The organism is Halomonas sp. DP4Y7-1, from assembly GCF_019800705.1.
Lineage (GTDB): Bacteria > Pseudomonadota > Gammaproteobacteria > Pseudomonadales > Halomonadaceae > Halomonas > Halomonas litopenaei_A.
Map to the genome: position 1 here is coordinate 38,374 of NZ_JAHVKS010000005.1, position 23,194 is coordinate 61,567.

The window sequence follows — 23,194 nt, forward strand, 5'->3', positions numbered from 1 at the left end:
GCGGCCCCCGGGTGGAAGTGGTAGACTATGCCGCGTCACCCGGATTGTGCCTGGCCCCGTCGCCTGATGGCCCAGGACGCCGGCGAATCATCCTGGCGTCATTCCATGTTCAATGCCCTGTATTTTCGTACCTTCATCACGCTGGTGGAAACCGGTAGCTTTACCCGTACCGCTCAGCGTCTCGAGATGACCCAGCCTGGGGTCAGTCAGCATATTCGTAAGCTTGAGCGGTACCTGGACAAGCCACTGCTGGAGCGCCAGGGGCGACGTTTCCGGCTGACCGAGGCAGGGCGCCGTGTCTACGACTACGCGGTGAAGCTGTTTTCGGAGCACGAGCAGTTCCGACATTCTCTCGACGACGAGAGCCTGGACAGCGGTGAGTGCCGGCTGGCCTCGCCGGGCAGCATCGGCCTGATGCTGTATCCGTTTATTCTCGGCCAGCAGCAGCGCCATCCCGGGCTTACCGTCTCCTACTGCTTTGCCTTTCATCAGGAGATCCTGGCCGATGTACTGGCCGGGCGACATGACCTTGGGATCGTGACGGAGGCAACCCGGCATCCGGACCTGGTCTGCGAGCCATGGCACGACGAACCCCTGAGCCTTGTGGTGCCGGCAGACTTTACCGGTACCACCCTCAACGACCTGCTCGGACTGGGCTTCATCAGCTATACCGACGGCCTGGACAAGGCGGTGAGCCTGCTGCGAGCCAATTTCCCCGATGACTTCCGCTCGATGAGCCACTTTCCCCGCCAGGGCTTCACCAACGAGGTAGGCATGGTGCTGGATGCGGTGGCTCGAGGGCTGGGTTTCAGCGTGGTGTCTCGGCTGGTGCTGGAGACGTCGCCGTGGCAGCGCCAGGTGCGCGAAATGACGCTCAGCCAGCCGTTGGATGAGACGCTCTATCTGGTGAGTCGTCGCGGTGCTCAGGTGCCGAGTCGTTACCACCATTTACTGGAAGCCTTCCGTGAGCAGCGCCACCTGGAACGTTTCGGTCATCCTGATGGGCGAGCGCTGGAAGGCTAGCTTCAACGCACGAACCCCGCCAGCTGGCGGGGTTCGTGGTCTAGCGAGGTCCGCTTAGTCGCGATACTCGTCGATGCTCGGGCAGGAGCAGATCAGCTGTCGATCGCCCAGCACGTTGTCCACCCGGTTGGCGGCGGGCCAGTACTTGGCCCCCTTGACCGCCTCGGACGGGAAGGCCCCGATTTCCCTGGAGTAGCCGCGGCTCCAGTCGGGGTCCATCAGGTCCGCCATGGTATGCGGCGCATGCACCAGCGGGTTGTCGTCGAGCGCCCATTCACCCTTCTCGACCCGAGCGATTTCCTCACGAATGCCGATCATGGCGTCACAGAAGCGGTCGAGCTCGTAAAGAGATTCGGACTCGGTTGGCTCGATCATCAGGGTGCCTGCCACCGGGAATGACATTGTCGGTGCATGGAAGCCATAGTCCATCAGGCGCTTGGCAATGTCTTCCTCGCTGATGCCGGAGGCCGCCTTGAGCGGACGAATGTCGATGATGCACTCGTGTGCCACTGTGCCGCTTTCGCCCTTGTAGAGCACCGGATAGTGTCCGTCGAGGCGCTGGGCGATGTAGTTCGCGCCGAGGATCGCCAGTTCGGTGGCCTCGCGCAGGCCCCGTGCGCCCATCATCTTGATGTAGGCCCAGGAGATCGGCAGGATCGATGCGGAGCCAAAGGCCGCTGCCGATACCGCGCCTGAGTCCGCCTCAACGCCGTCGAGGGGGGTGACGCTGTGATTGGCAACATGGGGGGCGAGGTGCGCCTTGACCCCGATGGGGCCCATGCCGGGGCCGCCGCCGCCGTGGGGAATGCAGAAGGTCTTGTGCAGATTGAGGTGGCTGACGTCGCCGCCAAAGTCGCCCGGGCGGGCGAGACCCACCTGAGCATTCATGTTGGCACCGTCGATATAGACCTGGCCACCGTTGGCGTGAACGATATCGCAGGCATCGCGCACTCCCTGCTCGAACACTCCGTGGGTAGACGGGTAGGTCAGCATGATGGCGGACAGGGTGTCGGCGTGCTGCTCAGCCTTGGCCTTGAGATCGGCAAGGTCGATGTTGCCGCGCTCGTCGCATTCCACCACCACGACCTTCATGCTGCACATGGCAGCGGAAGCGGGGTTGGTGCCATGGGCAGAGCTTGGGATCAGGCAGACGTCACGATGGCCTTCGCCCTGCGCCGCCTGGTAGCGACGGATGGCCACCAGCCCTGCGTATTCGCCCTGTGCGCCTGAGTTAGGCTGCATGGAAATGTGGTCGTAGCCAGTGATTTCGACCAGGAAGGCCGACAGCTCGTCGATCATCTGGCGATAGCCCGCGACCTGGTCCTTCGGCGCGAAGGGGTGGATGCGGGCGAACTCCGGCCAGGTGATCGGCATCATCTCGGTGGTCGCGTTGAGCTTCATGGTGCAGGAGCCCAGCGGAATCATGGCGTGGGCCAGCGACAAATCCTTGTTTTCGAGGCGCTTCAGGTAGCGCAGCATCTCGGTTTCGCTGCGATAGCGCTGGAACGTCGGGTGCTCGAGGAAGCGACTCTCGCGGCGGCAGGCGCTGGGGATGCCGCTGGCCTTGCTGTCGAGCACGCCATCGTCCAGTTCGCGCACGCCAAGGCCGTGTTCTTCGCCCAGCAGGACGTCGAACAGCACGTCCAGGTCGTGGGCCGTGGTGGTCTCGTCCAGACTGACGCCGACGTCGCCGTTGTCGAAGTAGCGCAGGTTGACCTCGTGGGTCATGGCGCGACCCAGGATCTTGCCACGATCAACGCCGGTCAGGCGTAGCGTGTCAAAGTAGCTGTCGTTGGCGAGGGAGACGCCTTTCTGTTCCAGGCCCGTGGCCAGAATGGTGGTCAGGCGATGAATACGGCCGGCAATGGTGCGCAGTCCCTCTGCACCGTGGTACACCGCATAGAAGCCGGCGATATTGGCCAGCAGCGCCTGGGCCGTACAGATGTTCGAGGTGGCCTTCTCGCGGCGAATATGCTGTTCGCGGGTCTGCATCGCCATGCGCAGCGCGGTGTTGCCGCGGGCATCCTTGGACACACCGATGATACGCCCGGGGATCGAGCGCTTGAGTTTGTCGGTGGTGGCGAAGAAGGCGGCGTGAGGCCCACCGAAGCCCATGGGGACACCAAAGCGCTGACTGGAACCGACCACGATGTCGGCACCCATCGCACCAGGCTCCTTCAGCAGTACCAGGGCCATCAGGTCGGTGGCCACGCAGGTCATGATGCCGCGGTCCTTGGCCTCGGCGATCAGCGGCGCCAGGTCATGCACGCGGCCGTCGTTGCCCGGGTATTGCAGCAGCGCGCCGAACACATCGTGCTGGCCGAGCTCCGCTGCCGGAGCGGTAACGATGTCGTAGCCAAACCACGAGGCCCGGGTCTTGAGCACGTCCAGGGTCTGAGGGAAGACGTCGTCGGCGACGAAGAAGGCATTGGTCTTGGCCTTCTTGTTGGAGCGACGACACAGCGCCATGGCTTCGGCGGCGGCGGTAGCTTCATCCAGCAGGGAGGCATTGGCCAGCTCCATGCCGGTCAGGTCCATGACCATCTGCTGGAAGTTCAGCAGACCTTCCAGGCGGCCCTGGGAAATTTCTGGCTGGTAAGGGGTGTAGGCGGTGTACCAGCCTGGGTTTTCCAGCACGTTGCGTTGAATGACGGCGGGCAGGTGAGTGTCGTAGTAGCCCTGACCGATGTAGCTCTTTGCCACCTTGTTCTGGCGCGCCAGCCGGTACAGATAGTCAAGTGCCTCGGCCTCGGCCTTGGGCGGGTCCAGATCGAGCTCACGACCCAGACGGATATTCGCGGGGACTGTCTTGTCGATCAGGGCATCCATGCTATCGACGTCAAGCGCTGCAAGCATCTTGGCTCTGTCAGCGGAGCCGGGACCGTTGTGACGACGAAGAAAGGCATCATGATCGGCCAGTTCGGCCAGGCGACGTGTATCGAAAGCCATGGAACACCTTGAATGTGGTGGATCGACGAGATCCAGTGTGAGTGAAGCGTTAGAAAGATGACAGAAGTGCCTGAGCTGATGAGCCTGTGCGTCACAGGCTGCCAACGTCCTCAGCGATACGGCAGTGGGGTCGGGGAGGGCGCTATCTGCTGCTTTCCCTCTGACCTGTACCCTCAGCCCTCAGCTCTTCCTGGGCGGTAACCGGGGCCCTGGTAGGCCCCGGTGGTGGTGGCGTGGCTCGCCACCAAGCCGGATCAGCCTTCGGCGTCGACCACTGCCTGATAAGCCTCTGCATCCAGCAGATCGTCGAGAGCGCTCTTGTCGTCCAGGCGCACCTTCATGATCCAGCCATCTTCGTAGGGAGCTTCGTTGACGGTCTCCGGCGAGTCTTCCAGAGATTCGTTGACCTCGATGACCTCGCCGTCCACCGGCGCGTACAGGTCGGAAGCCGCCTTGACCGATTCGATGACGCCAAACTCGTCACCTTTGGACAGGCTGCTGCCGACGTCAGGCAGGTCAACGAACACCACGTCGCCCAGGGACTCCTGCGCGTGGTCGGTAATACCGATGGTGACAGTTCCGTCGCCGTTGTCCTGAATCCATTCGTGGCTGTCGACGTAGCGCAGGTTGGCGGGGATTGAGCTCATCTCGATTTCCTATACGAAAAAGGTTTTCCGGTTTCGCGCATGCTAACGCCATTCAAGGCATTTGGCGAGTCCATGACAAGAGAATACCGAGTCGGTTGACGTATCCTCACGACATAGGGTGGATCGAAGCGCTCGTCGCGTCCAGCCCGGCGGGAAAGTTCGTGATGCCGTTCGCTGGCAGGTCACGCCTCTTCCTCACCCGACGTAGCGCTGGCCGGGGCTGCTTGGCGCTTGAGGGTGGCGGGTCAGGCGGGCGGTGGGCAGCAGACATGCCAGGGGACTATGCTGATATTGCAGAACGGAGCCGTGCGCCCCGTGCTGCGGGCAATGTTTGCCAGGAAGCGCTGTCTTGGATATGGTGTCAAAAGTTTCCAATAAGAAACTTTGATGGAGGTGTCGCAAGCTCGCAACGCAGCACATCGTCGGCGTGGGTCTTTATTCGGTGGTTGCCTTCTGCCGGTGTCGACGGGCCTGTCTTATGCAGCTTGGGCCAGCGTTTGCGAACAGGGGCTTGCGTGAAACAGCGTGACTGGTGCGCGTGTAGCAATATCCGCTATCTTAGGCGGGTCCGTGCTACCTAATCCGCTGGCAGATCCGTTGTTTCGATAGAGTTTTATCGGAATGCGGCAGGGCAGCAGCGGGTAGCGCATCAATACGTGGCGCATAATAACAAGTGCCGAGTCAAAGGGAGACTTCCGTGGACGCACTCAACAACATCTTCTCCGCCATTAATGGCGTGGTGTGGGGGCCAGTCATGCTGGTCCTGCTGCTGGGGGTAGGCATCTACCTGCAGATCGGTCTGAAGATCATGCCTATTCGCAAGCTGGGTATGGGCTTCAAGTTGATGTGGGGGGGACGAGATAGCAAGGCGTCCTCCCAGGACGAGGGGGAAATTTCTCCCTTCAACGCCCTGATGACGGCGCTGTCCGCGACGATCGGTACTGGTAACATCGCCGGTGTGGCGACGGCGATTGCGCTGGGTGGTCCAGGCGCGGTGTTCTGGATGTGGATCACCGCACTGGTCGGTATGGCCACCAAGTTTGCCGAGGCCGTGCTGGCGGTGCGTTATCGCGAGACTGACGAGAACGGCTTCCACATCGGCGGGCCGATGTACTACATCAAGAACGGTCTTGGCCGCAAATGGCTGTGGCTGGGTGGCGCTTTCGCCTTCTTCGGCGCCGTGGCCGCCTTTGGTATCGGTAACACGGTGCAGTCGAACTCCGTCGCCGATGCGCTGGATTCCAGCTTTGGTATCCCGCACTGGGTCACCGGTCTGGTGATCATGGTGCTGGCAGGCGCCGTTATCCTGGGGGGGATCAAGCGCATCGCCAAGGTGGCGGGCAAGCTGGTGCCGGTCATGGGCATCGCCTACATCATTGCCGGCGTCAGCGCGTTGTCCGTGAATGCCGACCAGATCGGTAACGCCTTCTCCGACATCTTCTATTACGCCTTCAACCCCCATGCAGCAGTGGGTGGCTTTGCCGGTGCAGCGGTGATGGCGGCCATTCGTTTTGGTGTGGCGCGCGGTATCTTCTCCAACGAGGCGGGCCTCGGTAGTGCCCCCATCGCTCACGCCGCGGCGCAAACCAAGAATCCGGTGCGTCAGGGCCTGATCGCCATGCTGGGTACCTTTATCGACACCATCATGGTGTGCACCGTGACGGCGTTGGTCATCTTGACCGCCCCCATCTGGGAAACCGGTGAACAGGGTGCCTCGCTGACCGCGATGTCCTTTGAAAACGCCTTGCCTGGTGGATGGGGTGACATCATCGTCTCCATTGCCCTCGCGGTGTTTGCCTTCACCACGATTCTGGGCTGGTCCTTCTACGGCGAGAAGTGCTTCCAGTTCCTGTTCGGCACGCGCTCCATCATGCTGTATCGCATTCTGTTCGTGGCTGCCATTCCGGTAGGTGCGCTGGCGCAGCTTGGCTTCATCTGGCTGATGGCAGACACCTTCAACGCCATGATGGCGATTCCTAACTTGATTGCCCTGGCCCTGCTGTCGCCGGTGGTGTTCAAGCTGACCAAAGACTACTTCGACGGCAAGGACATCCTGCCGGGCGAAGACCTCGACCATCACAAGTCCTGAACCCAGGCCGTCGGCAGGAGGTGCCTCAAGGGCACCTCCTGTCGTTCGGGGGTTCTTTCATGAACCACGAGATGAGACGCCATGAGTGACCTCAAGACCACACCGCTGAATGCCCTTCACCGCGAGCTGGGGGCCAAGATGGTGCCCTTCGCTGGCTATGACATGCCTGTTCAGTACCCCCTGGGGGTGAAGAAGGAGCATGAGCACACTCGGGCCGCCTGTGGCCTGTTCGACGTGTCGCACATGGCACAGATCCTGATTCGCGGCGATGACGCATTGGTCGCCCTGGAATCGCTGGTGCCGGCGGACCTGGTGGGACTGCCGGAAGGCATGCAGCGCTATGGTCTGTTCACCAGCGAGGAGGGTGGCATTCTCGATGACTTGATGACGGTCAATGCCGGGGACCATCTCTATCTGGTGGTGAATGCGGCTTGCCGGGAGCAGGATATTGCGCACCTTCGCCGCGGGTTGCCGGATCATGAGATTGAAGTGGTAGACCGTGGCCTGCTCGCTCTTCAGGGCCCAAAGGCTGCCAGTGTCATGCAGCGTCTGTGCCCGGCGGCTTGTGACATGGTGTTCATGCAGCATGGCCGTTTCGACATCGATGGTATTGCTGTGTGGGTGAGTCGCAGCGGTTACACCGGCGAGGACGGCTTCGAGATTTCTGTGCCGGCAGAGCAGACGGATGCGCTTGCCCGCAAGCTGCTGGCAGAAGACGAGGTCGAGGCGATCGGTCTTGGGGCGCGGGACTCGTTGCGCCTTGAAGCGGGGCTTTGCTTGTACGGTCACGATATCGATACCACCACGACACCGGTCGAGGCAGGGTTGATCTGGGCGATCGGCAAGCCAAGGCGTCGCGGTGGCGAGCGTGCCGGCGGTTTTCCGGGGGCGGACATGGTGCTGCACCAGATTGAGGTCAAGGACCATCAGCGCAAGCGGGTGGGGCTACTGGCCGAGGGCCGGGCGCCGGTGCGTGAGGGTGCCGAGCTGTACAGTGAAGACAACCAGCTGTTGGGCAGCGTGACCTCTGGAGGCTTTGGGCCCAGCGTGGGCAAGCCCGTGGCCATGGGCTACGTCACGCTCGACCACGCGGAGTTGGGCACCACGGTCTACGCCGAGGTGCGTGGCAAGCGGCTGCCGATGACGGTGACACGGATGCCGGTCATCACGCCTGGCTACTATCGGGGATAGGCCGCCAGCGAGCGTTCGTCACTGCAGGCCTGAGCTGTCAGCGTAGTGAATTTTATACCGTTATCTTGTGTGTGAGATTCGGGGACAACAGCCACCAAGCCTCAGCTGAACGCAAGCATCACTACGAAACGGCGCCCATCGGCGCCGTTTTTTGTGTCAGCAAAACACTATTGTGATCTCGGTGCGCCTTCGTTGTCAGGCCTCTACGTCAGCTGTGACGGGTCAGGAGGTCGTGTCGAGGTGGCGAAAGGTCAAGTTGACCCGCTGGCCGACGCTGCTGCGGGGCAGCAGCGCATGCTCCAGCTGCTCCTGACAGCCAGGTCCCATCCATAGCAGGCTGCCATGGTCGAGCCAGACATTGAACGCCGGTGATCGGCGGTCCTTCCAGCGAAAGCGCATGGGTCGGCTGGCGCCGAGGCTAATGGAGGCGATGACGGGCAGGGGGCCAAGCTCTCGCTCATTGTCGCAGTGCCAGCCCATGCGATCGTCTCCGCTGCGATAGCGGTTGATCAGTACGCTGTTGAAGAAAGGCGTTGCGGGAGGAAGCTGATCATTCAGTCGGTCCCGCAGATCAGCGACCAGCGGGTGCCAGGGGCATGGCAGAAAGTCGTTGCCGGAGAAGCGATAAGCGTGGTCGCCCATCCATACCTGCTGGCGCGGGATCAGGTGGGTCTTGCCGTAGAGGCGGATAGCGGGGCGCTGCCAATCCAGGTCTCTCAGCAGTCCTTCGAGGGTGTCAGTGGCGACGTCGCTCGGCAGAAAGCGTGAGACATACGTCAGCGGGGGCGACGTCAGAATGTGATGGGTATCAGGGTTGGGCATGGCGTCAGCATAACAGCCCTGCAGGGCCATGGCATGAGGGCCAGGCTCTAGATAAGGGAAGCTGGGGCTTATTCGAAGAGAAGCTGTGGCTCTTAGGAAGGGACGCTGTGAGAGCGCTGGGCGCTGTGTCAGATTAGGGCGGACCCGCTGGCAGGCAGTACAGGGTCCGCACTCGGTTCACGACGTGGTTGCTACCATCAGCACAGAGGTGGTCGAGAGCCCCAGGCTGGCCAAGGCCATGGCATATCCCAGCGCGGCACCGGCGACGACATCGCTGTAGTAGTGCAACCCCAGGCCAACCCGGGAGATGGCAATCAACCCGGCCAGAGGCAATAGCCAAGGCAGCAGGACAGGACTATGTACTGCTGCCAGGGTGCAGAACATCACGGCGTGCATGGTATGCCCGCTGGGAAAGCTGTAGCGGTCTCTGGCGGGCTCGTTGCATTGGATGCTGCCGCCGAAGGTAATGAAGGGACGCTCACGACACAGGCGCGTCTTCAGCAGCTTGTAGACCGCGATGGCGACCAGCGCAGTAGCGATGTATTCGAACATCAAGCGCAGTCCGATATCACGGCCATGCAAGGCCGGCAGGGCGATGATCAGCGCCACCCATACCGGCCAATCGCCGAGCTTGCTGGCGATTTTCAGGGTAGACAGCCAGGGCCGATAGATGCTGAATCCGGCGGTGCGCTGGCAGAGCTGCCACTCGAGCATGTCGAGTCGGTCGAACCACTGAGGAATCTTGTTGGTCATCTCGTGTCTCCTCTCCGTTACATCAATCAGCGCCCGGCCCGGCGTGGCGTGGGTCATGCCACTCTCAGGCTTCGGCAGGGTTCGAGAGCTGTCCGCGTGCATGGCGTGCATGTTCGTGGGCGTCCAGGAAGGTCTGAGCGATAGTGGGCCAGCGGTAGGCCAGTGCTCGTTCCCGAGCCGCTCTGCCCAGCCGCGCGTAGCGGGCCTGCTGTTGGCATAGCGCCACAGCCTCTTGGCGGAAGGTCTGGTTATCTCCCGGCGGGATACTGACCCCATCGTGATCGGTGCTGATCAGCTCTGCTCCTGCGGCATGCCGGAAGGCGACGACGGCGAGCCCGCTGGCCATGGCCTCGAGTATCACATTGCCCCAGGTTTCCGACAGGGAGGGAAAGACGAAGATGTCGGCGCTGGCGTAGTGTGTCTGCATCTGGGCTGAGTCGATGAACCCCGTGAAGATGGCGTCAGGCAGTGCCTTCTCGAGGCTCGCTCGTCCAGGACCATCGCCCACCACGACCAGGCGCATGTCAGGACGAGCCTCCAGCATGTCGAGGAAGGTGTCTCTGAGCAGGTCGAGGTTCTTTTCTGGCGCCAACCGTCCGACGTACAGGGCCACCGGCTGGTGCTGACCGACTCCCCAGGAGTCCCGGAGCTCCTGGCTCCGCTTGTCAGGAGTGAAGCGGTCACCTTCGATACCACGCGCCATCACAGACACGCGCTCGAATCCTGCGGTTGCCAGTTCACGCGCCTGCTGATGTGTCGGCACCAGCGTGGCGGCGCAGCGGTTGTGGAAGTGGCGCAGGCGCTGGCGGACCAGCGGAGCTAGCCAGGGCACACCGTAATCCTGGCAATAGTGGTCGAAGTTGGTGTGCCATCCACTGACCACTGGTATGTCCAGTTTCTCGGCGGCACACAAGGCCGACCAGCCTAGCGGGCCTTCGGTGGCCACATAGATGGCATCTGGCTTGGTCGTCTGCCACAGGCGCTTCAGCGTGCCGACGCTGGCCCAGCCAATTCGAACTTCTTTGTAGCGTGGCATCGACATCCCGCGCACACGTAGCTCGTGCTCCATGCCCTCCGCCTTGGCGGCGCTGGCATCGACAGGCTCCGGGCGCACCAGCTGCAAGGTCACGCCGAGGGCAAGCAGCTCCCGGCTGATACGTCCGAGTGTGTGGGCGACTCCGTTGATGTCGGGAGACCAGGTTTCGCTGACCAGACAGATGCGCATGGCGTTCCTCGTGCCCGTCGGGCCCCACTTGGCCCGCTCGAGGACGAGCATGCAATGCGCCCATGACAGCTCTGGGTCAGCCACGTGAATAGCCTGTTACTACAGGCGGACGGAGCGGGTGGTGCGGGCAGGAAAAAGCAGCTGCAGAGAGGATCGACGGAAAGACGCGGCGCAAGGCCTAGTGGCAAGCCGTCGCTCTATAAGTGAGAGCGACGGCAGAGGGCGACGGCGGAGGCGTTTAACGCAGGATGGTGCCAGGATCGATGGGTTTGCCCCCATGGCGCATATCGAACAGCAGGTCATAGCGGCCGGTCGACGAGTGCTTGCCGACCGAGCACAGCGGCGTACCGCGGGTGACCTGATCGCCCTTGGATACCAGAATGTCGCCGCACAGCGCATAGACGCTCTGCAGGTTATCGGCATGGTGGACGATGACTACCTTGCCAAGCTGGCGCATGCTGTCAGCGAAACTGACTTCTCCATCGGCGACCGCCTTGGCATTGGCACCCTCGTCGGTGGCCAGCAGCATCGGCTGCAGCCTGCCGCGACTGTCATTGCCGTAGCGGCGTACTACACGATAGTCGTCCAGCGGCCATGGCCAGCCACGTGCCCGCGATGTCACCGGGCCAGGGTCCGGCAGGCGGGCGCTGCTGGAAGGCGCGCTCGACGCAGCGGTCGCTCGGCTGGTCGATGCGCTGCTGGCGCGCAGTGGAACCTGAATCAGTTGCCCGACCTTGAGATCAGTAGCGCGGACACCGGGGTTCGCGCTTTGAATGCGCGCCGTGGTCGTGCCGAAGCGTCTGGCGACGGCGCTGTAGGTATCGCCGGGCCTCACCTGATAACGGTAGGGGCCGCCGGAGGGCGCGCGCTCCTGTCGTGACGGCACCAGCAGGCGTTGCCCCACCGCCAGATGACGAGAATCGACACCCGGGTTAAAGCGCTGAAGACGCAGCAGCGGAATGCCCGCCCTACGGGCGATCGTGCCGAGGGTGTCGCCGCGTTGAACGCTGATCCAGTCTCCTGCGATGGAGGCGCTCGCCACATGGCTGGATCTCGCGCTGGGCGCGCTGTTGGCACCGGAACCAGCGCACCCGGTGATCAGCAGCGCCATGCCGGCGATCACCAGCGGTGCGAGGCGAGCGAAGCGTCCTTGTCTTGCCAAAGGGCATTGAGCCATGAATGGAAGCGTTCCTTGTAGATCGGGTCGTCGTGGTAGCGGCCATCCAGCATCCAGTCAGCGACGTCCAGGCGACGCGCATCAAGCCGAATGGCCTTTTCCTTGCCACACAAAAAGCGCCAGAAACTCGGCGCGCTCGACTGGTAGTCGAGCGTGACGTCGAGGATCGCATCCAGGCGATCTCCCAGCAGGGCCAGCACCTGCGCGATGCCCCCCGCCTTTGGACGCAGCAGATGGGTGAACGGACTCTGGCGCGCATCACGCTTGGCCGGCGTGAAGCGGGTACCCTCGACAAAGTTGATGATGGCGATGGGGACATCCCGCGCACGCTCGCACATGCGCTCGGTGGCCTTGCGGTCACGTTCCGCCAGGGCCGGATTGGCCGCCAGCTGTTCCTTGCTGTAGCGCCGCATGAAGGGAAATTCCAGGGCCCACCAGGCCATGCCGACTACCGGAATCCAGATCAGCTGCTGTTTAAGGAAAAAGCGAGGCATGGGAACCTTGCGATGCATCGCCATCATCAGCAGGAAGATATCGGTCCAGCTGCGGTGATTCGACAGGATCAGGTACCAGGACTCCGGAGACAGATCGTCAGGCACCGTTATCCTGACGTCAGGGCGTACCCAGTGGCGTATCCACCACAGGTTGAAGCCTATCCAGTTCAGAGCGATCGCGTTTAGGCCGCCCAGCACACGACGCTGCAGATGGCGTCCTGGGGTGATCAGCTTGAGCAGGGTCAAGCACACCAGGGGCAGGGTCCAGAACAGGGTGTTGGCCACAAGCAGCAGAATGCTGGCCAGTCCCTTGAGGCTAGACATCAAGTTACATACCTCATCTCAGAATTGTATCGCTTGGTTCGCTGCTGGGGGGCAGCGGGGAGCTCGCCAATCCTAATGGATATGCCGCTGGCTGCCCAGCCGAAGGCGCATCCTCGGCGCTGGCCACTCACTGCTGCGCCTCTTGCTGCGCTGCACGGGAAGGTAGCTGTGGGGGCGGCGTGGCACTCTCCAGGATATCGACCATGGCGCGGGCGGCGACAGACAGTTCATGGGGATTCCAGGTCACGATACCGACCCTGCGCTCGATCGCCGGGTCGGAGAGTGGCCGACAGACCGCTCCGGCTTCCTGCATTTGCGACATACACAGTGCTGGCACGGCACTGACCCCAAGCCCGTTGGCGACCATGCGCCCCACACTTGCCAGCTGATGGGTCTCGAAGGCGACCTTGAGCGCGCCATGGCGGCTGCCCAGCTGTTGTTCCAGCAGGCGCCTGACCATGGAGGGACGCTGAAGGGCAACAAAGTCCCAGTTCATCAGGGTGTCCCAGGACAACGATGAGTGCTGTACCAAGGGAGAGCGGGGGGGCAGCACCGCGATGAAGCGATCGCTGAACAGCGGGGTAAAGTGCAGGCTGCCTGTGGCTTCCGGCTCAAAGGCAATGCCCATCTCGACCTGGCGTTGGCGGACCATGTCGATGACCTGCTCGTTGACCACATCGTGCACGGTCACGTTGATACGTGGGTGACGGCGGTGAAAGACCGCCAGGGACGGCGCCAGCAGATTGCCAGCAAAGGCGGGCATGGCCGCCAGCGAGAGGCGACCCAATTGCAAGGTAAAGCGCTGGCGCAAGGCGTCCTCAGTGTTATCCCACTCCACCAGCAGGCGCTTGGCCAGGGGCACCAGCGACTCGCCTTCCGGTGTCAGTCGCACGCTACGGGTGGTGCGGATCAGCAGGCGCCCGCCCAGGCTGTCTTCAAGCCCCTTGATGGCCAGGCTAAGGGCAGGCTGAGACAGGTGCAGCTGCTCGCAGGCCTGGGTGAAACTCAGCGTCCTTGCGACGGCGAGAAAGGCGCGGAGTTGCTTCACGGTCATGGCGTGCTACCAAGGTCAAATTTATAAGGATGATAAAACAATCAATAAATAAAACAAACTTAACAAATATATTATCCCGGGCAACACTGCCATCAGTGCTACCTTGTAGCAGTGTCCTGCTGCCCATTGACGGCTGCCAGGCATTTCTTTCACTGATCATCGACAGACGAGGCGCCCACATGGCCGGATTCGACAAGCGCGTGTATTCCTATGAAGAGGCGATGGACGGCATCGAAAGCGGAATGACGGTACTGGCCGGAGGCTTCGGCCTCTGTGGTATCCCTGAAAATCTGATTGCCGAGATCAAGCGTCGCGGGGTCAAGGACCTTACCGTCGTATCCAACAACTGCGGCGTGGATGGCTTCGGCCTTGGTGTGCTGCTGGAAGATCGTCAGATCAGCAAGATTCTGGCGTCCTATGTGGGTGAGAACGCGCTGTTTGAACGTCAGATGCTTGACGGTGAAATCGATGTCCAGCTGACCCCGCAGGGCACCCTGGCGGAGAAGATGCGCGCTGGTGGCGCCGGGATTCCCGCGTTCTATACCGCCACTGGGTACGGGACACCTATCGGCGAGGGCAAGGAAGTCCGCGAGTTCAATGGACGCCACTACATTCTTGAGGAAGCGATTGTTGGCGACTTTGCCATCGTCAAGGGCTGGAAGGCGGATCGCTACGGCAATGTTGTGTATCGCAAGACTGCCCAGAACTTCAACCCGATGGCGGCCACCGCAGGCAAGATCACCGTGGTCGAAGTGGAAGAGATCGTCGAGCCTGGCGAGCTGGATCCGGCCGAAATTCATACGCCGGGTATCTATGTGGACCGCCTGATCCAGGGCACCTTCGAGAAGCGCATCGAGAAGCGCACGGTGCATCAGGGCTGACAGGCCGCTAGATTCAGACCCGTTGAGGGTGCTTGCCCAGGTAAGCGCCAACGGGCAACCAGCTCCATGACATAGACAAGAGGCATCAAGATGGCACTTACTCGTGAACAGATGGCACAGCGTGTCGCCCGTGAACTCGAAGACGGTTTCTACGTGAACCTGGGCATCGGTATTCCCACCCTGGTCGCCAACTATGTGCCGGAAGGCATGGACGTCATGCTGCAGTCCGAGAACGGGCTGCTCGGCATGGGCCGCTTCCCGACGGAAGAAGAGGTCGATCCGGACATGATCAATGCGGGTAAGCAGACCGTGACGGCGCGCCCTGGAGCGGCCATTTTCTCGTCTGCAGAGTCCTTCGCCATGATTCGCGGCGGTCACGTTGACCTGACCGTACTGGGCGCCTTTGAGGTAGACCAGAACGGAAACATTGCCTCGTGGATGGTGCCCGGCAAGTTGATCAAGGGCATGGGCGGGGCCATGGACCTGGTGGCCGGGGCAGAGAACATCATCTGCACCATGACCCACGCCTCCAAGGATGGATCGTCGAAATTGCTGGAGTCGTGCACCTTGCCCCTGACCGGTGCGGGTTGCATCAAAAGGGTGCTGACCGATCTTGCCTACCTCGAGATCGATGACGGCGCCTTTATCCTCAAGGAGCGTGCGCCTGGTGTGAGCGTCGAGGAGATCAAGGAGAAGACCGCCGGCAAGCTGATCGTTCCAGAGCACGTACCGGAGATGGTATTTGACTGATTGGCGTGTCAGCTTGAACACGCATTATCGCGGCCCGGCTCTTGCCGGGCCGCTTTCGTTTCAGCGCTGCTTTCATTGAAGTGCTTCAAGGGGTTGTCGATTTTGTGACCATCTTGAGCATGCCCCCCCTGTGGTCGGGCCCCTGGGCCATTCAAACGCCTTGATGCACAGCCTTATCCACAGATTTTGTGGATGAACCTCCTGCGAGGGATGGTCTCCTCTCAACGGATCGGTACAATGCGGCGCCGTTGCCCCCGTATCGTCCCTGTCCTGTCCCTGTAGCCCACCCACGCAGAGCGGACGACAGACAGGTCGATCGTCCACGTCCCATACCCACGGAGGTTCCCCTTGCGCGCGCTGCCCGCCACGCTACCTGTGCTTTTTCTGTGTGAGATGTGCTTTCTGCTAGGTCACGGCCTGATCATGACCTTGCTGGGGGTCAGGATGTCACTGGAAGGGTTTCCTTCGCAGATGGCAGGCCTATTGATGTCGAGCTTTTCGCTGGGGTTCGTGGCGGGAAGCTATTGGCTCGAGAAGCGCATCCGCAGCGTCGGGCATATTCGCGTGTTTGCGGCCTGTGCCGCCTCCCTGGCAGTCACGGCCATGCTGCATGGTTTATGGGTAAATCCCTGGGCTTGGCTGGTGTGGCGGCTGATTGGCGGTGGTGCCACCGCGGGCCTGCTGATGGTGATGGAATCATGGGTATCGGGTGAGTCCAGCAATGACAATCGGGGCAAGGTGCTCGGCTGGTACATGGTGATCTCGACGACCTCACTGGCGGGTGGGCAATGGATGCTGAACATCGCCGACCCGGCCGGGCCGGTATTGTTCTCGGTAGTCGGTATGCTGTTTGCCCTGTCCCTGGTGCCGCTATCGATTCATCGTATCCACGGGCCCAGCCGCCATGGCGATATTACCCCTCGCAAGATCAAGCTGAAGACGCTCTATCGTCGTGCTCCGGTCGGGCTGGTCGGCGCCTTCACTGGCGGTCTCATGGTCCAGGCCTTCTTTGCCATGACCCCCTACTATGGACAGGAAATCGGTCTGACAACGGCCCAGACCGCGAAATTCATGGCGGTGACCACATTGGTGGCGCTGGTGGCCCAGTGGGGCCTCGGTCGCGTATCGGATCGGCTGGACAGGCGGCGCGTCATCCTGTGGATGGCCATCGTCATGACCGTCACCGGGGCGCTGATTTCGGTAGTGGCGGGCGGCAGTTTCTGGTGGTTGCTGGCGATCGCCTGTGGTCATACCGCCATGTTGCATACGCTGTATTCATTAAGCCTTGCCCACACCAACGACTGGCTGGAGCCGGAAGAAGTGGTAGCCGCCAACGCCAAGCTGATGATGTGGTACGGCATCGGCTCGGTCATCGGCCCCTTCAGTGCGTCCCTGGTGATGCAGGCGGCAGGCCCTGATGGCCTGTGGCTGTTCCTGGGCATGGCGGCGTTTTCGCTGGCCATGTTTGTGATGGTGCGACTGCATGGTGAACGAGATCGCCACGTGGAGCAGGAGCCCTTCGTGGCTCAGCCGGTCATGGAGACACCGCATTTCGCCGAGGTCGATCCACGCCACGAACCGCAGCAGCTGGAACTGGATCTTGAGGCTGAGTCGACCCCGAGCTGACAGTCGGTGCGCCAGGACGAGTGCATGTCGTCTTGGATATGCGCGCAGGTGCTGACGCTATGTGCGCTAGAGGATTTCGCAGCGACTGTGGGGTGGCAGCATCACGTCGGCGGTGCGCTCCTGGCCGGCACTGGCCTGTTTTTCCAGCAGCAGCAGTCCACCCAGCTGCACCCGATGCTCATCACCATGGGCGAAGGCCAGTCGGCGTGAACAGGTAGGGTAGAAGCGATGCTCGACCATGGCCGACATCGGCAACGGGAGGTCATCGTCGTCGCCGAGGGCAAGTCCTTGCTGGCGTACCGCATTATCCAGCTGTGACAGCGGACGGCCCAAGTGGTGGCAGTCCAGCGCCACGTGATGGACCCTGGGGCCCATCACTGACAGCCAGGCAGCCAGCGGGTGGGCTGCATGCAGGCGTTCATACAGCGACCAGTCAGGCATCGGCCAGGGGCGGCAAGCGCCGGGAAGGGGCAGGGCCGAAGGGTGGCCCTGCTTGACCAGCGAGAGCAGCGCGTCCCGAGGCGCTCGCGAGAGGCGGGTGGTCTGCAGCTCCACGATGATGATACGCGGGCCATCGCCAAGCCCCCCTAGCAAGCAGGCCAGCAGGCCTCGCTCGGGCAGGGCATAGCGGTGCAGCGGGCGGTAGTCATGGGCTTCCAGCATCGGCAGCAGTGACGCGAGGTTCCATGGCGACTGGCTCAAGGTCACCAAGGTAAAGCTCTCGATCGGCGCATCCACTGGCCACAGGCGCAAGGCACTGACATCCGGATGCTGGTGAATGTAGTCCAGCCTGAGTTGCTGAACGAGGCGCTGCTGCTCTGTCATTGCCGTTCCTTGCCTGCCCGATACCTGAGCCATGAGTATAGGCATGGCGCCGTCAGGACCATTCAACGACGCGAGAACGTTTGTCTGCTTGGATCTTTGATGACGTCGTTTTTGCTCGCTTGAGCATAAAAGCCTGCGCATAAAAAAACGGCGAGGGGGCCGATGGATCCCTCGCCGTGCTTTTACCAAGAGCTTTCTCTACGTGCTTTCTCGACGTGTTTTTTCACGTGTCTTTCAGATGTCTTCCACGCGTCCTTCGCGTCGGTCAGCACATCAGGCTCCCCGATCGCCGCCTACCGCGGTGTCTTTACCGCGTAGCCGTTCACGGTGGTGCCTGGCCAGGTGTCGAGCCGACTCCCGGTGGTGGTCAGGCAGGCAACATGGCGTTGTCACGGACGTACTGATCGAATTCCGTGAAACCACCGACGTGGGTCTGGTCCACGAAAATCTGCGGCACGGTGGTCACAGGCTTGCCAATGGTCTTTTCCATGTCGGCTTTGGTGATACCTTCTTCATGGATATCGACGTAGCGGTAGCCTTCAATGCTGCCGGCATCGCTCAGGGTGTTGGCAAGCTCCTTGGCGCGCACGCAGAAGGGGCATCCAGGACGACCGAAAATAACAACAAACATGACATCTCCTTGCATACGCAATGCATTGACGAGTGGTATCTGTGACCCGCGTGAAGACGCTTCGAAGACGACCTTCAAAGGCGTTGGTTAAGCCCTATCGGTTGGTCGTAGGTGAGAACAGCACAACGAAGCGAGCAGGTCGACGAAGAAAGTGGCGCGCATTGTGACGGATTGTGCTGTCGAAGGCCAATAGGTGAAACATATCTCTCCCTATCGGCCATCGCTATCACGCCTGGTCGGCGCTGTCCTCACGTAGCTCGCCGGCGTCGGCACGGCGCAGTAGATCGGCCAGTTCGGCGTGGATACTCGGTGCGCTGACCAGCAGGTTTTCACCGTACAGGTCCTCCGGCAGACCACCAGGACAGGGGTAGAGGTGTCCGGTGGTGGCGCCAGCTTCGGCGGCAATCAGCCAACCGGCGGCGAAATCCCAGGGGGATACGGTTTCGTAATAGGCATCCAGCCGACCGCGAGCCACGTCACACAGGTCCAGCGCGGCGGAGCCATTGCGGCGGATGTCGCGGCAGCGATGAAGCACCGCGCCGAGTCGGCGCATCAGCGGGGGACGGCTGTCACGACGATAGGGAAAACCGGTACCGACCAGGCTGGCGTCCAGGCTCTTCGCCTGGCTCGCCTTGATCGGCTGGTCGTTGCACCAGGCACCCTTGCCGCGCACGGCGGTGTAGGTCTCTCCCAGGAACGGGGCATGCACCACGCCGAGCTGGGTGACCCCGTCCTTGACGTAGGCAATCGATACCGCCACATGACACAGCCCGTGGGCAAAATTGACGGTGCCATCAATGGGGTCGACCACCCACAGGTCGCCACCTTGCTCCAGGGCATCCTTATCGGGCGAGAGTTCCTCGCTCAGGCGCTCTTCGCCGGGGAAAGCCGACTCCAGTCGCTGGCTGATCATGGTGTCGACGGCGACGTCGGTATCCGTGACCAGCTCCTGTCCGTCCTTGTAGTGGTGCTGTAGATCGTCATTGTCGCGGGCGTCAGCGATCATCTGACCTGCGGCTTTCGCGATCTCGATGGTAACGGCCAGGCGCTCCTCGAGGTTCATGGGGCACTCCTTGCAGGGGACAATGGTGTAGAGTCTACCATCGCCACGATCTCACGCCGATATCTCGCACCCCGTGCCGCGTCAGTAGAGGAAACATCATGAGCGCCCTGACCCGCGAACAATACCGTCGTCTCGAGGCCCTGGCGGTCACCTATCGCGTTGCCCACCAGCAGGCATTGGACGTGTGCGCGGGCTCGCGCCGGGGGCTGAAGGTCGACGCGCTGTGTTTCGGGGTCTGTCCCGGTCATCCAGACTGGCTGCTGGGTGCCTGGCTGACGCCATGTCATCTGTCCCTTGCGCTGGTCAGAGATGTGTCGCAGCCGTCGGCGTCCGAAGCGCCAGGCCTGGGCGACCGTCCCGCCAACGTCCCCACCGATGAGGCTTTCCGTTCTCCATGGTATGTGACCCTGCCACGTGGTGAGTTCGCATTTTATCGGGAGGCGCTAGGCGACAGCTGGCTGTGGCGATGTGAGTTGCTGTCGGATCTGGACGATGTCGATGATATGGGCGAGGCCTGTCGCCTGGCTCAGCGGCTGATGGACCGCGTCATGACGGAAGCTTCCCCAGGCTGAACGATCCCTTGTTTCGACTATGGGATGGCTGGCGCTGCACTGCAGCACTATCTATGCTGGTGCCCTAATGTACGGCGCCGTTGGTGGCGAACCGTACGGGCGATAACCTGCAGACGCCTCGCGCAAGGAGAGAGAGATGAGTGCCAATTCCCCGACCAGGGTCGCACTGGTGACCGGCACCAGCAGTGGCATCGGAGCCGCGGTAGTGGCCGAGCTACGCGCCCAGGGACATGAGGTGCTGGCCGTCGACTTCAACCCGGAAGGGCGCCAGACTGCAGAGGCCGAGGGCGCCGCCTTCTATCAGGCTGACCTGACCCAGGGCGAGGCGTGTCACGGAGCAGTGGATGAGGCGCTGGCACGTTTCGGTCGCGTGGATATTCTGGTCAACAATGCGGGCATTCAGCATGTCGCACCGATTGTCGATTTTCCCCAGGAGCAGTGGCGCCGGATCATCGATCTCATGCTGACCGCCCCCTTCCTGCTGACCCAGGCCGTGTGGCCGTCGATGCGTGACAACGGCTGGGGGCGGATCATCAACATTGCCTCGGTGCACGCTCAGGTGGCTTCGCCCGGCAAGTCGGCCTATATCAGCGCCAAGCACGGCATGATCGGGTTGACCAAGACCGCTGCATTGGAAGGGGGCGCGCAGGGGATTACGGCCAATGCGCTGTGTCCTGCCTATGTGAAGACACCGTTGGTGGATAACCAGATCAGCGATCAGGCCAAGCTGCATGGCATGGAAGAACAGCAGGTCATCGAGCAAATCATGCTCAAGAACGCTGCGGTGAAGCGGTTGATCGAGCCCAGCGAGGTCGCTTCTCTGGTGGCGTACCTGGCCTCGGATGCGGCTGGCGCGGTTACCGGAGCCAGTTGGAATATCGACCTGGGCTGGACAGCACAGTAGTCATCGCGGCGACGTCACATGGGTCAGACGCCGACCAGTCGACCGGCGTCTGACACGTCGCACCAGCGCGTCAGCGCCTGACCGGACGCTTCTGCAGCTTGCGTTGCAGGGTTCTGCGGTGCATGCCTAGCGCTCTGGCGGTGGCTGAGATATTGCCATCGTGCTCCTGCAGAACCTTTTGAATATGCTCCCAGGTAAGCCGGTTGATCGAGGGAGGGTTGTCCGCCACTTCCGTCTCGGGGTTGCCTTCACGCTGCTCTAGCGCGGCCAGCACCTCGTCGGCGTCTACCGGCTTGCACAGGTAGTTGACGGCACCCAGCTTGATCGCCTCCACCGCCGTCGCGATGCTGGAGTAGCCGGTCAGTACCACGACGCGACACTGGGGAACGACTTCCAGCAGTTCGGGCAGCAGTTTCAGCCCGGACTCCTGGTCGAGTTTCAGGTCCAGGGTGGCGACATCGGGCTGGTGACTGCGGGCCAGTTCCAGCGCCTGGGTGGCGTCCAGCGCCACCTTGACGTCATGTCCTCGGCGCTGCATGGCGCGTTCAAGGACGTGGCAGAAGACGTCATCATCATCAATGATCAGTAGCCTGTGTGCGGTGTCTTGCATGATGTCCTCTATCGGGGAGACTCAGCTGACGCGGGGCAGTGACACCTCGGTCAAGGTGCCGCCTTCGGGGTGATTATACAGACTGACGCCACCGCCGAAGCGATTGATGGTGGCATGGGTAAGAAACAGTCCAATACCAAGTCCCTTGCTCTTTGTAGAGACGAAGGTGTCGCCCAGCTGATCGGCAATCGACATGGGAATGCCCGGACCGTGGTCGCGAATGTCGATGACGACCTGATCCGCCGTCCAGTCGAGCTGGATCGCGATGTCGTCCGGTCGTGCATCGGCCGCATTGTTCAGCAGGTTGGTCAGCGCCTGGTCCAGGGTGGTATCGACGGCAATCATCGGTTGTCCCCGGCGTCGCGAAACACTGACTTCATGGGTGACATCCGGCCGCAGGACACGCCAGCGATCGATCACCCCTTCAAGCCAGGTCCTGGCATCGAGTCGTTTCGGCTCATCCTTGCGTTGCAGGTCGGCGCTGTCGACGAGATGGCGCAGGCGGGCCTTGCAGGTATCGACCTGCTGGCGCAGCAGGTCGATATCCTCCACCAGGCGTGGATGGTCGGCATGTTCACTCTTCAATTCGGACAGTACGACCGCCATGGTCGACAGTGGGGTACCCAGCTCGTGGGCGGTGCCAGCGGCCTGTGTTGCCACGGCCAGCACCTGTTCGGAGCGCAGCGCGGCCTCCCGAGTTCGGGCCAGGGCCTGCTCACGATGGCGCAGTGCGTGGGCCATCTTGTAGATGAAGAAGGTGACCAGACCGGCAGACAGGAAGAAATTGAGCCACATGCCGAGCACATGCAGGTTCACGCTCGAGGCATAGTGAGAGCCCAGCTGCGGTACGGGGTGATAGACCACCATCAGCGCGCTGTAGCAGGCCATGGCAGTGATGGCCAGAATCCAGGCATGACGCCAGGGCAAGGTGGCGGCGGCGATGGTTACCGGCACCAGATAGTAGGTGATAAAGGGATTGGTGGCCCCACCAGTGAAATAGAACAACAGCGTCAGGCCGGCGACGTCCAGCAGCAGGTGGAGTAGATACTCGTGGTGGCTGACATCCCGGGGGCGGCCGAGTCGCCACCAGGTGGCGATGTTGATGACGCCCATGGCCACAATCACGGCGATGACGGCAGGGACATCCAGAGCGAAGTCCAGCAGCTCGATACCCACGATGATGGCCACCAGGAAGCCGGTCCAGGTGATTCCCCGCACGAAGGTGAGGCGAACCAGATTACGGTTTGGCGTCGATAGGGGTAGCGGAAGTGCGGCTTGCATGATGTCTCCCTCATTAAGTGGCGGCATGATACCGCATCGCGCAATGGACCGTCGTATGTCTCGAGCTTGCTTGCCCAGATCAAGAGCTTTGGAGCCTGGCGATTGCGTTGTCACCCCAGCTGAGCAACAGTGGCAAGCTGATGTGGCAGCCAGCGCTGAGGCCGCGTCGCAGGCCTGGGCAGGCGCAACACCACTGGTAGCGCAATGTCGGCAACGCAATGACAGCGCTTGCGGGAATAATCGGTAGCGCAGACATCGCGCTGGTGCGGACATCGACGGCACTCACGCTTGCCCAAGCCAGCG

21 protein-coding genes are annotated in these 23,194 nt (G+C 61.8%); 8 read left to right on the top strand and 13 right to left on the bottom strand.

What is annotated here, in order from left to right:
- Positions 1 to 105 precede the first annotated feature (105 nt).
- Positions 106 to 1,023, top strand: a complete 918-nt coding sequence (locus tag KUV72_RS11015; RefSeq protein ID WP_206939245.1) for a LysR family transcriptional regulator — start codon at positions 106 to 108, stop codon at positions 1,021 to 1,023.
- A 54-nt stretch (positions 1,024 to 1,077) separates the two neighbouring features.
- Here the strand turns inward: KUV72_RS11015 and gcvP are convergent, their stop codons facing one another.
- The gene (gene gcvP / locus KUV72_RS11020; RefSeq protein ID WP_222238402.1) at positions 1,078 to 3,972 is read right to left on the bottom strand and encodes an aminomethyl-transferring glycine dehydrogenase; all 2,895 of its coding nucleotides are present in this window, start codon (positions 3,970 to 3,972) and stop codon (positions 1,078 to 1,080) included.
- Between the two features lie 254 nt (positions 3,973 to 4,226).
- Positions 4,227 to 4,619: a glycine cleavage system protein GcvH gene (gene gcvH / locus KUV72_RS11025; protein ID WP_206938536.1), complete on the bottom strand. Its 393-nt coding sequence runs from the start codon at positions 4,617 to 4,619 to the stop codon at positions 4,227 to 4,229.
- Positions 4,620 to 5,373: 754 nt separating this feature from the next.
- Here gcvH and KUV72_RS11030 point away from each other — a divergent pair.
- Positions 5,374 to 6,708, top strand: coding sequence for an alanine/glycine:cation symporter family protein (locus KUV72_RS11030; RefSeq protein WP_242520666.1), 1,335 nt, complete (start codon positions 5,374 to 5,376; stop codon positions 6,706 to 6,708).
- Positions 6,709 to 6,789: 81 nt separating this feature from the next.
- Positions 6,790 to 7,899, top strand: a complete 1,110-nt coding sequence (gene gcvT / locus KUV72_RS11035) for a glycine cleavage system aminomethyltransferase GcvT (RefSeq protein ID WP_206938540.1) — start codon at positions 6,790 to 6,792, stop codon at positions 7,897 to 7,899.
- A gap of 222 nt (positions 7,900 to 8,121) precedes the next feature.
- Here the strand turns inward: gcvT and KUV72_RS11040 are convergent, their stop codons facing one another.
- The 6 genes from KUV72_RS11040 to KUV72_RS11065 all read right to left on the bottom strand — a co-directional run bounded on the left by KUV72_RS11040 (position 8,122) and on the right by KUV72_RS11065 (position 13,748).
- The gene (locus KUV72_RS11040) at positions 8,122 to 8,721 is read right to left on the bottom strand and encodes an alpha-ketoglutarate-dependent dioxygenase AlkB family protein (protein ID WP_222238403.1); all 600 of its coding nucleotides are present in this window, start codon (positions 8,719 to 8,721) and stop codon (positions 8,122 to 8,124) included.
- Positions 8,722 to 8,898: 177 nt separating this feature from the next.
- Positions 8,899 to 9,474, bottom strand: coding sequence for a phosphatase PAP2 family protein (locus KUV72_RS11045; RefSeq protein WP_222238404.1), 576 nt, complete (start codon positions 9,472 to 9,474; stop codon positions 8,899 to 8,901).
- A gap of 64 nt (positions 9,475 to 9,538) precedes the next feature.
- Positions 9,539 to 10,699: a glycosyltransferase family 4 protein gene (locus KUV72_RS11050; protein ID WP_222238406.1), complete on the bottom strand. Its 1,161-nt coding sequence runs from the start codon at positions 10,697 to 10,699 to the stop codon at positions 9,539 to 9,541.
- Between the two features lie 238 nt (positions 10,700 to 10,937).
- Complete coding sequence (locus KUV72_RS11055; RefSeq protein ID WP_222238407.1) at positions 10,938 to 11,876, bottom strand: LysM peptidoglycan-binding domain-containing protein; 939 nt, start codon at positions 11,874 to 11,876, stop codon at positions 10,938 to 10,940.
- Entirely contained in the window at positions 11,819 to 12,694 is an 876-nt protein-coding gene (locus tag KUV72_RS11060; protein WP_222238408.1) for an acyltransferase, read from the bottom strand. The genes KUV72_RS11055 and KUV72_RS11060 overlap by 58 nt, the downstream gene beginning before the upstream one ends.
- 127 nt (positions 12,695 to 12,821) lie before the next feature.
- Positions 12,822 to 13,748, bottom strand: coding sequence for a LysR family transcriptional regulator (locus KUV72_RS11065; RefSeq protein ID WP_222238409.1), 927 nt, complete (start codon positions 13,746 to 13,748; stop codon positions 12,822 to 12,824).
- A gap of 179 nt (positions 13,749 to 13,927) precedes the next feature.
- On the opposite strand from KUV72_RS11065, the gene KUV72_RS11070 reads away from it, so the two are divergent.
- From KUV72_RS11070 to KUV72_RS11080, 3 genes are all read left to right on the top strand, one after another.
- A complete protein-coding gene (locus KUV72_RS11070) occupies positions 13,928 to 14,629 on the top strand; it encodes a CoA transferase subunit A (RefSeq protein ID WP_206938569.1) in 702 nt (233 codons plus the stop codon).
- Positions 14,630 to 14,719: 90 nt separating this feature from the next.
- Positions 14,720 to 15,379, top strand: a complete 660-nt coding sequence (locus KUV72_RS11075) for a CoA transferase subunit B (protein WP_206938571.1) — start codon at positions 14,720 to 14,722, stop codon at positions 15,377 to 15,379.
- Positions 15,380 to 15,727: 348 nt separating this feature from the next.
- Positions 15,728 to 17,005, top strand: coding sequence for an MFS transporter (locus KUV72_RS11080; RefSeq protein WP_206938573.1), 1,278 nt, complete (start codon positions 15,728 to 15,730; stop codon positions 17,003 to 17,005).
- Between the two features lie 66 nt (positions 17,006 to 17,071).
- Here the strand turns inward: KUV72_RS11080 and KUV72_RS11085 are convergent, their stop codons facing one another.
- From KUV72_RS11085 to KUV72_RS11095, 3 genes are all read right to left on the bottom strand, one after another.
- Positions 17,072 to 17,830: a DUF1338 family protein gene (locus KUV72_RS11085; RefSeq protein ID WP_222238411.1), complete on the bottom strand. Its 759-nt coding sequence runs from the start codon at positions 17,828 to 17,830 to the stop codon at positions 17,072 to 17,074.
- A 367-nt stretch (positions 17,831 to 18,197) separates the two neighbouring features.
- Complete coding sequence (locus tag KUV72_RS11090) at positions 18,198 to 18,461, bottom strand: GrxA family glutaredoxin (protein WP_206938577.1); 264 nt, start codon at positions 18,459 to 18,461, stop codon at positions 18,198 to 18,200.
- 226 nt (positions 18,462 to 18,687) lie between these two features.
- Positions 18,688 to 19,524 (bottom strand): inositol monophosphatase family protein, encoded by an 837-nt coding sequence (locus KUV72_RS11095; protein WP_206938579.1) that lies wholly within the window; start codon positions 19,522 to 19,524, stop codon positions 18,688 to 18,690.
- Between the two features lie 98 nt (positions 19,525 to 19,622).
- Between KUV72_RS11095 and KUV72_RS11100 the strand changes: the two genes are divergently transcribed.
- Together KUV72_RS11100 and KUV72_RS11105 are read left to right on the top strand one after the other, a co-directional pair.
- Positions 19,623 to 20,096: a [NiFe]-hydrogenase assembly chaperone HybE gene (locus KUV72_RS11100; RefSeq protein ID WP_222238412.1), complete on the top strand. Its 474-nt coding sequence runs from the start codon at positions 19,623 to 19,625 to the stop codon at positions 20,094 to 20,096.
- A gap of 136 nt (positions 20,097 to 20,232) precedes the next feature.
- On the top strand, positions 20,233 to 21,000 hold the full coding sequence (locus tag KUV72_RS11105) for a 3-hydroxybutyrate dehydrogenase (protein WP_222238414.1): 768 nt from the start codon (positions 20,233 to 20,235) through the stop codon (positions 20,998 to 21,000).
- A 70-nt stretch (positions 21,001 to 21,070) separates the two neighbouring features.
- Here the strand turns inward: KUV72_RS11105 and KUV72_RS11110 are convergent, their stop codons facing one another.
- Both KUV72_RS11110 and KUV72_RS11115 read right to left on the bottom strand, forming a co-directional pair.
- Entirely contained in the window at positions 21,071 to 21,610 is a 540-nt protein-coding gene (locus KUV72_RS11110) for a response regulator transcription factor (RefSeq protein ID WP_206938592.1), read from the bottom strand.
- A gap of 21 nt (positions 21,611 to 21,631) precedes the next feature.
- Positions 21,632 to 22,891: an ATP-binding protein gene (locus tag KUV72_RS11115; RefSeq protein WP_206938594.1), complete on the bottom strand. Its 1,260-nt coding sequence runs from the start codon at positions 22,889 to 22,891 to the stop codon at positions 21,632 to 21,634.
- Positions 22,892 to 23,194 lie beyond the last annotated feature (303 nt).

Coding starts and splice junctions, on each gene's coding strand:
- KUV72_RS11075 (WP_206938571.1), top strand. CDS start 14,720: ATGGCACTTACTCGTGAACAGATGGCACAGCGTGTCGCCCGTGAACTC.
- KUV72_RS11040 (WP_222238403.1), bottom strand. CDS start 8,721: ATGCCCAACCCTGATACCCATCACATTCTGACGTCGCCCCCGCTGACG.
- KUV72_RS11015 (WP_206939245.1), top strand. CDS start 106: ATGTTCAATGCCCTGTATTTTCGTACCTTCATCACGCTGGTGGAAACC.
- KUV72_RS11095 (WP_206938579.1), bottom strand. CDS start 19,524: ATGAACCTCGAGGAGCGCCTGGCCGTTACCATCGAGATCGCGAAAGCC.
- KUV72_RS11050 (WP_222238406.1), bottom strand. CDS start 10,699: ATGCGCATCTGTCTGGTCAGCGAAACCTGGTCTCCCGACATCAACGGA.
- KUV72_RS11060 (WP_222238408.1), bottom strand. CDS start 12,694: ATGTCTAGCCTCAAGGGACTGGCCAGCATTCTGCTGCTTGTGGCCAAC.
- KUV72_RS11070 (WP_206938569.1), top strand. CDS start 13,928: ATGGCCGGATTCGACAAGCGCGTGTATTCCTATGAAGAGGCGATGGAC.
- gcvP (WP_222238402.1), bottom strand. CDS start 3,972: ATGGCTTTCGATACACGTCGCCTGGCCGAACTGGCCGATCATGATGCC.
- KUV72_RS11085 (WP_222238411.1), bottom strand. CDS start 17,830: ATGACAGAGCAGCAGCGCCTCGTTCAGCAACTCAGGCTGGACTACATT.
- KUV72_RS11030 (WP_242520666.1), top strand. CDS start 5,374: ATGCTGGTCCTGCTGCTGGGGGTAGGCATCTACCTGCAGATCGGTCTG.
- KUV72_RS11105 (WP_222238414.1), top strand. CDS start 20,233: ATGAGTGCCAATTCCCCGACCAGGGTCGCACTGGTGACCGGCACCAGC.
- KUV72_RS11115 (WP_206938594.1), bottom strand. CDS start 22,891: ATGCAAGCCGCACTTCCGCTACCCCTATCGACGCCAAACCGTAATCTG.
- gcvT (WP_206938540.1), top strand. CDS start 6,790: ATGAGTGACCTCAAGACCACACCGCTGAATGCCCTTCACCGCGAGCTG.
- KUV72_RS11055 (WP_222238407.1), bottom strand. CDS start 11,876: ATGGCTCAATGCCCTTTGGCAAGACAAGGACGCTTCGCTCGCCTCGCA.
- KUV72_RS11045 (WP_222238404.1), bottom strand. CDS start 9,474: ATGACCAACAAGATTCCTCAGTGGTTCGACCGACTCGACATGCTCGAG.
- gcvH (WP_206938536.1), bottom strand. CDS start 4,619: ATGAGCTCAATCCCCGCCAACCTGCGCTACGTCGACAGCCACGAATGG.
- KUV72_RS11100 (WP_222238412.1), top strand. CDS start 19,623: ATGAGCGCCCTGACCCGCGAACAATACCGTCGTCTCGAGGCCCTGGCG.
- KUV72_RS11090 (WP_206938577.1), bottom strand. CDS start 18,461: ATGTTTGTTGTTATTTTCGGTCGTCCTGGATGCCCCTTCTGCGTGCGC.
- KUV72_RS11110 (WP_206938592.1), bottom strand. CDS start 21,610: ATGCAAGACACCGCACACAGGCTACTGATCATTGATGATGATGACGTC.
- KUV72_RS11065 (WP_222238409.1), bottom strand. CDS start 13,748: ATGACCGTGAAGCAACTCCGCGCCTTTCTCGCCGTCGCAAGGACGCTG.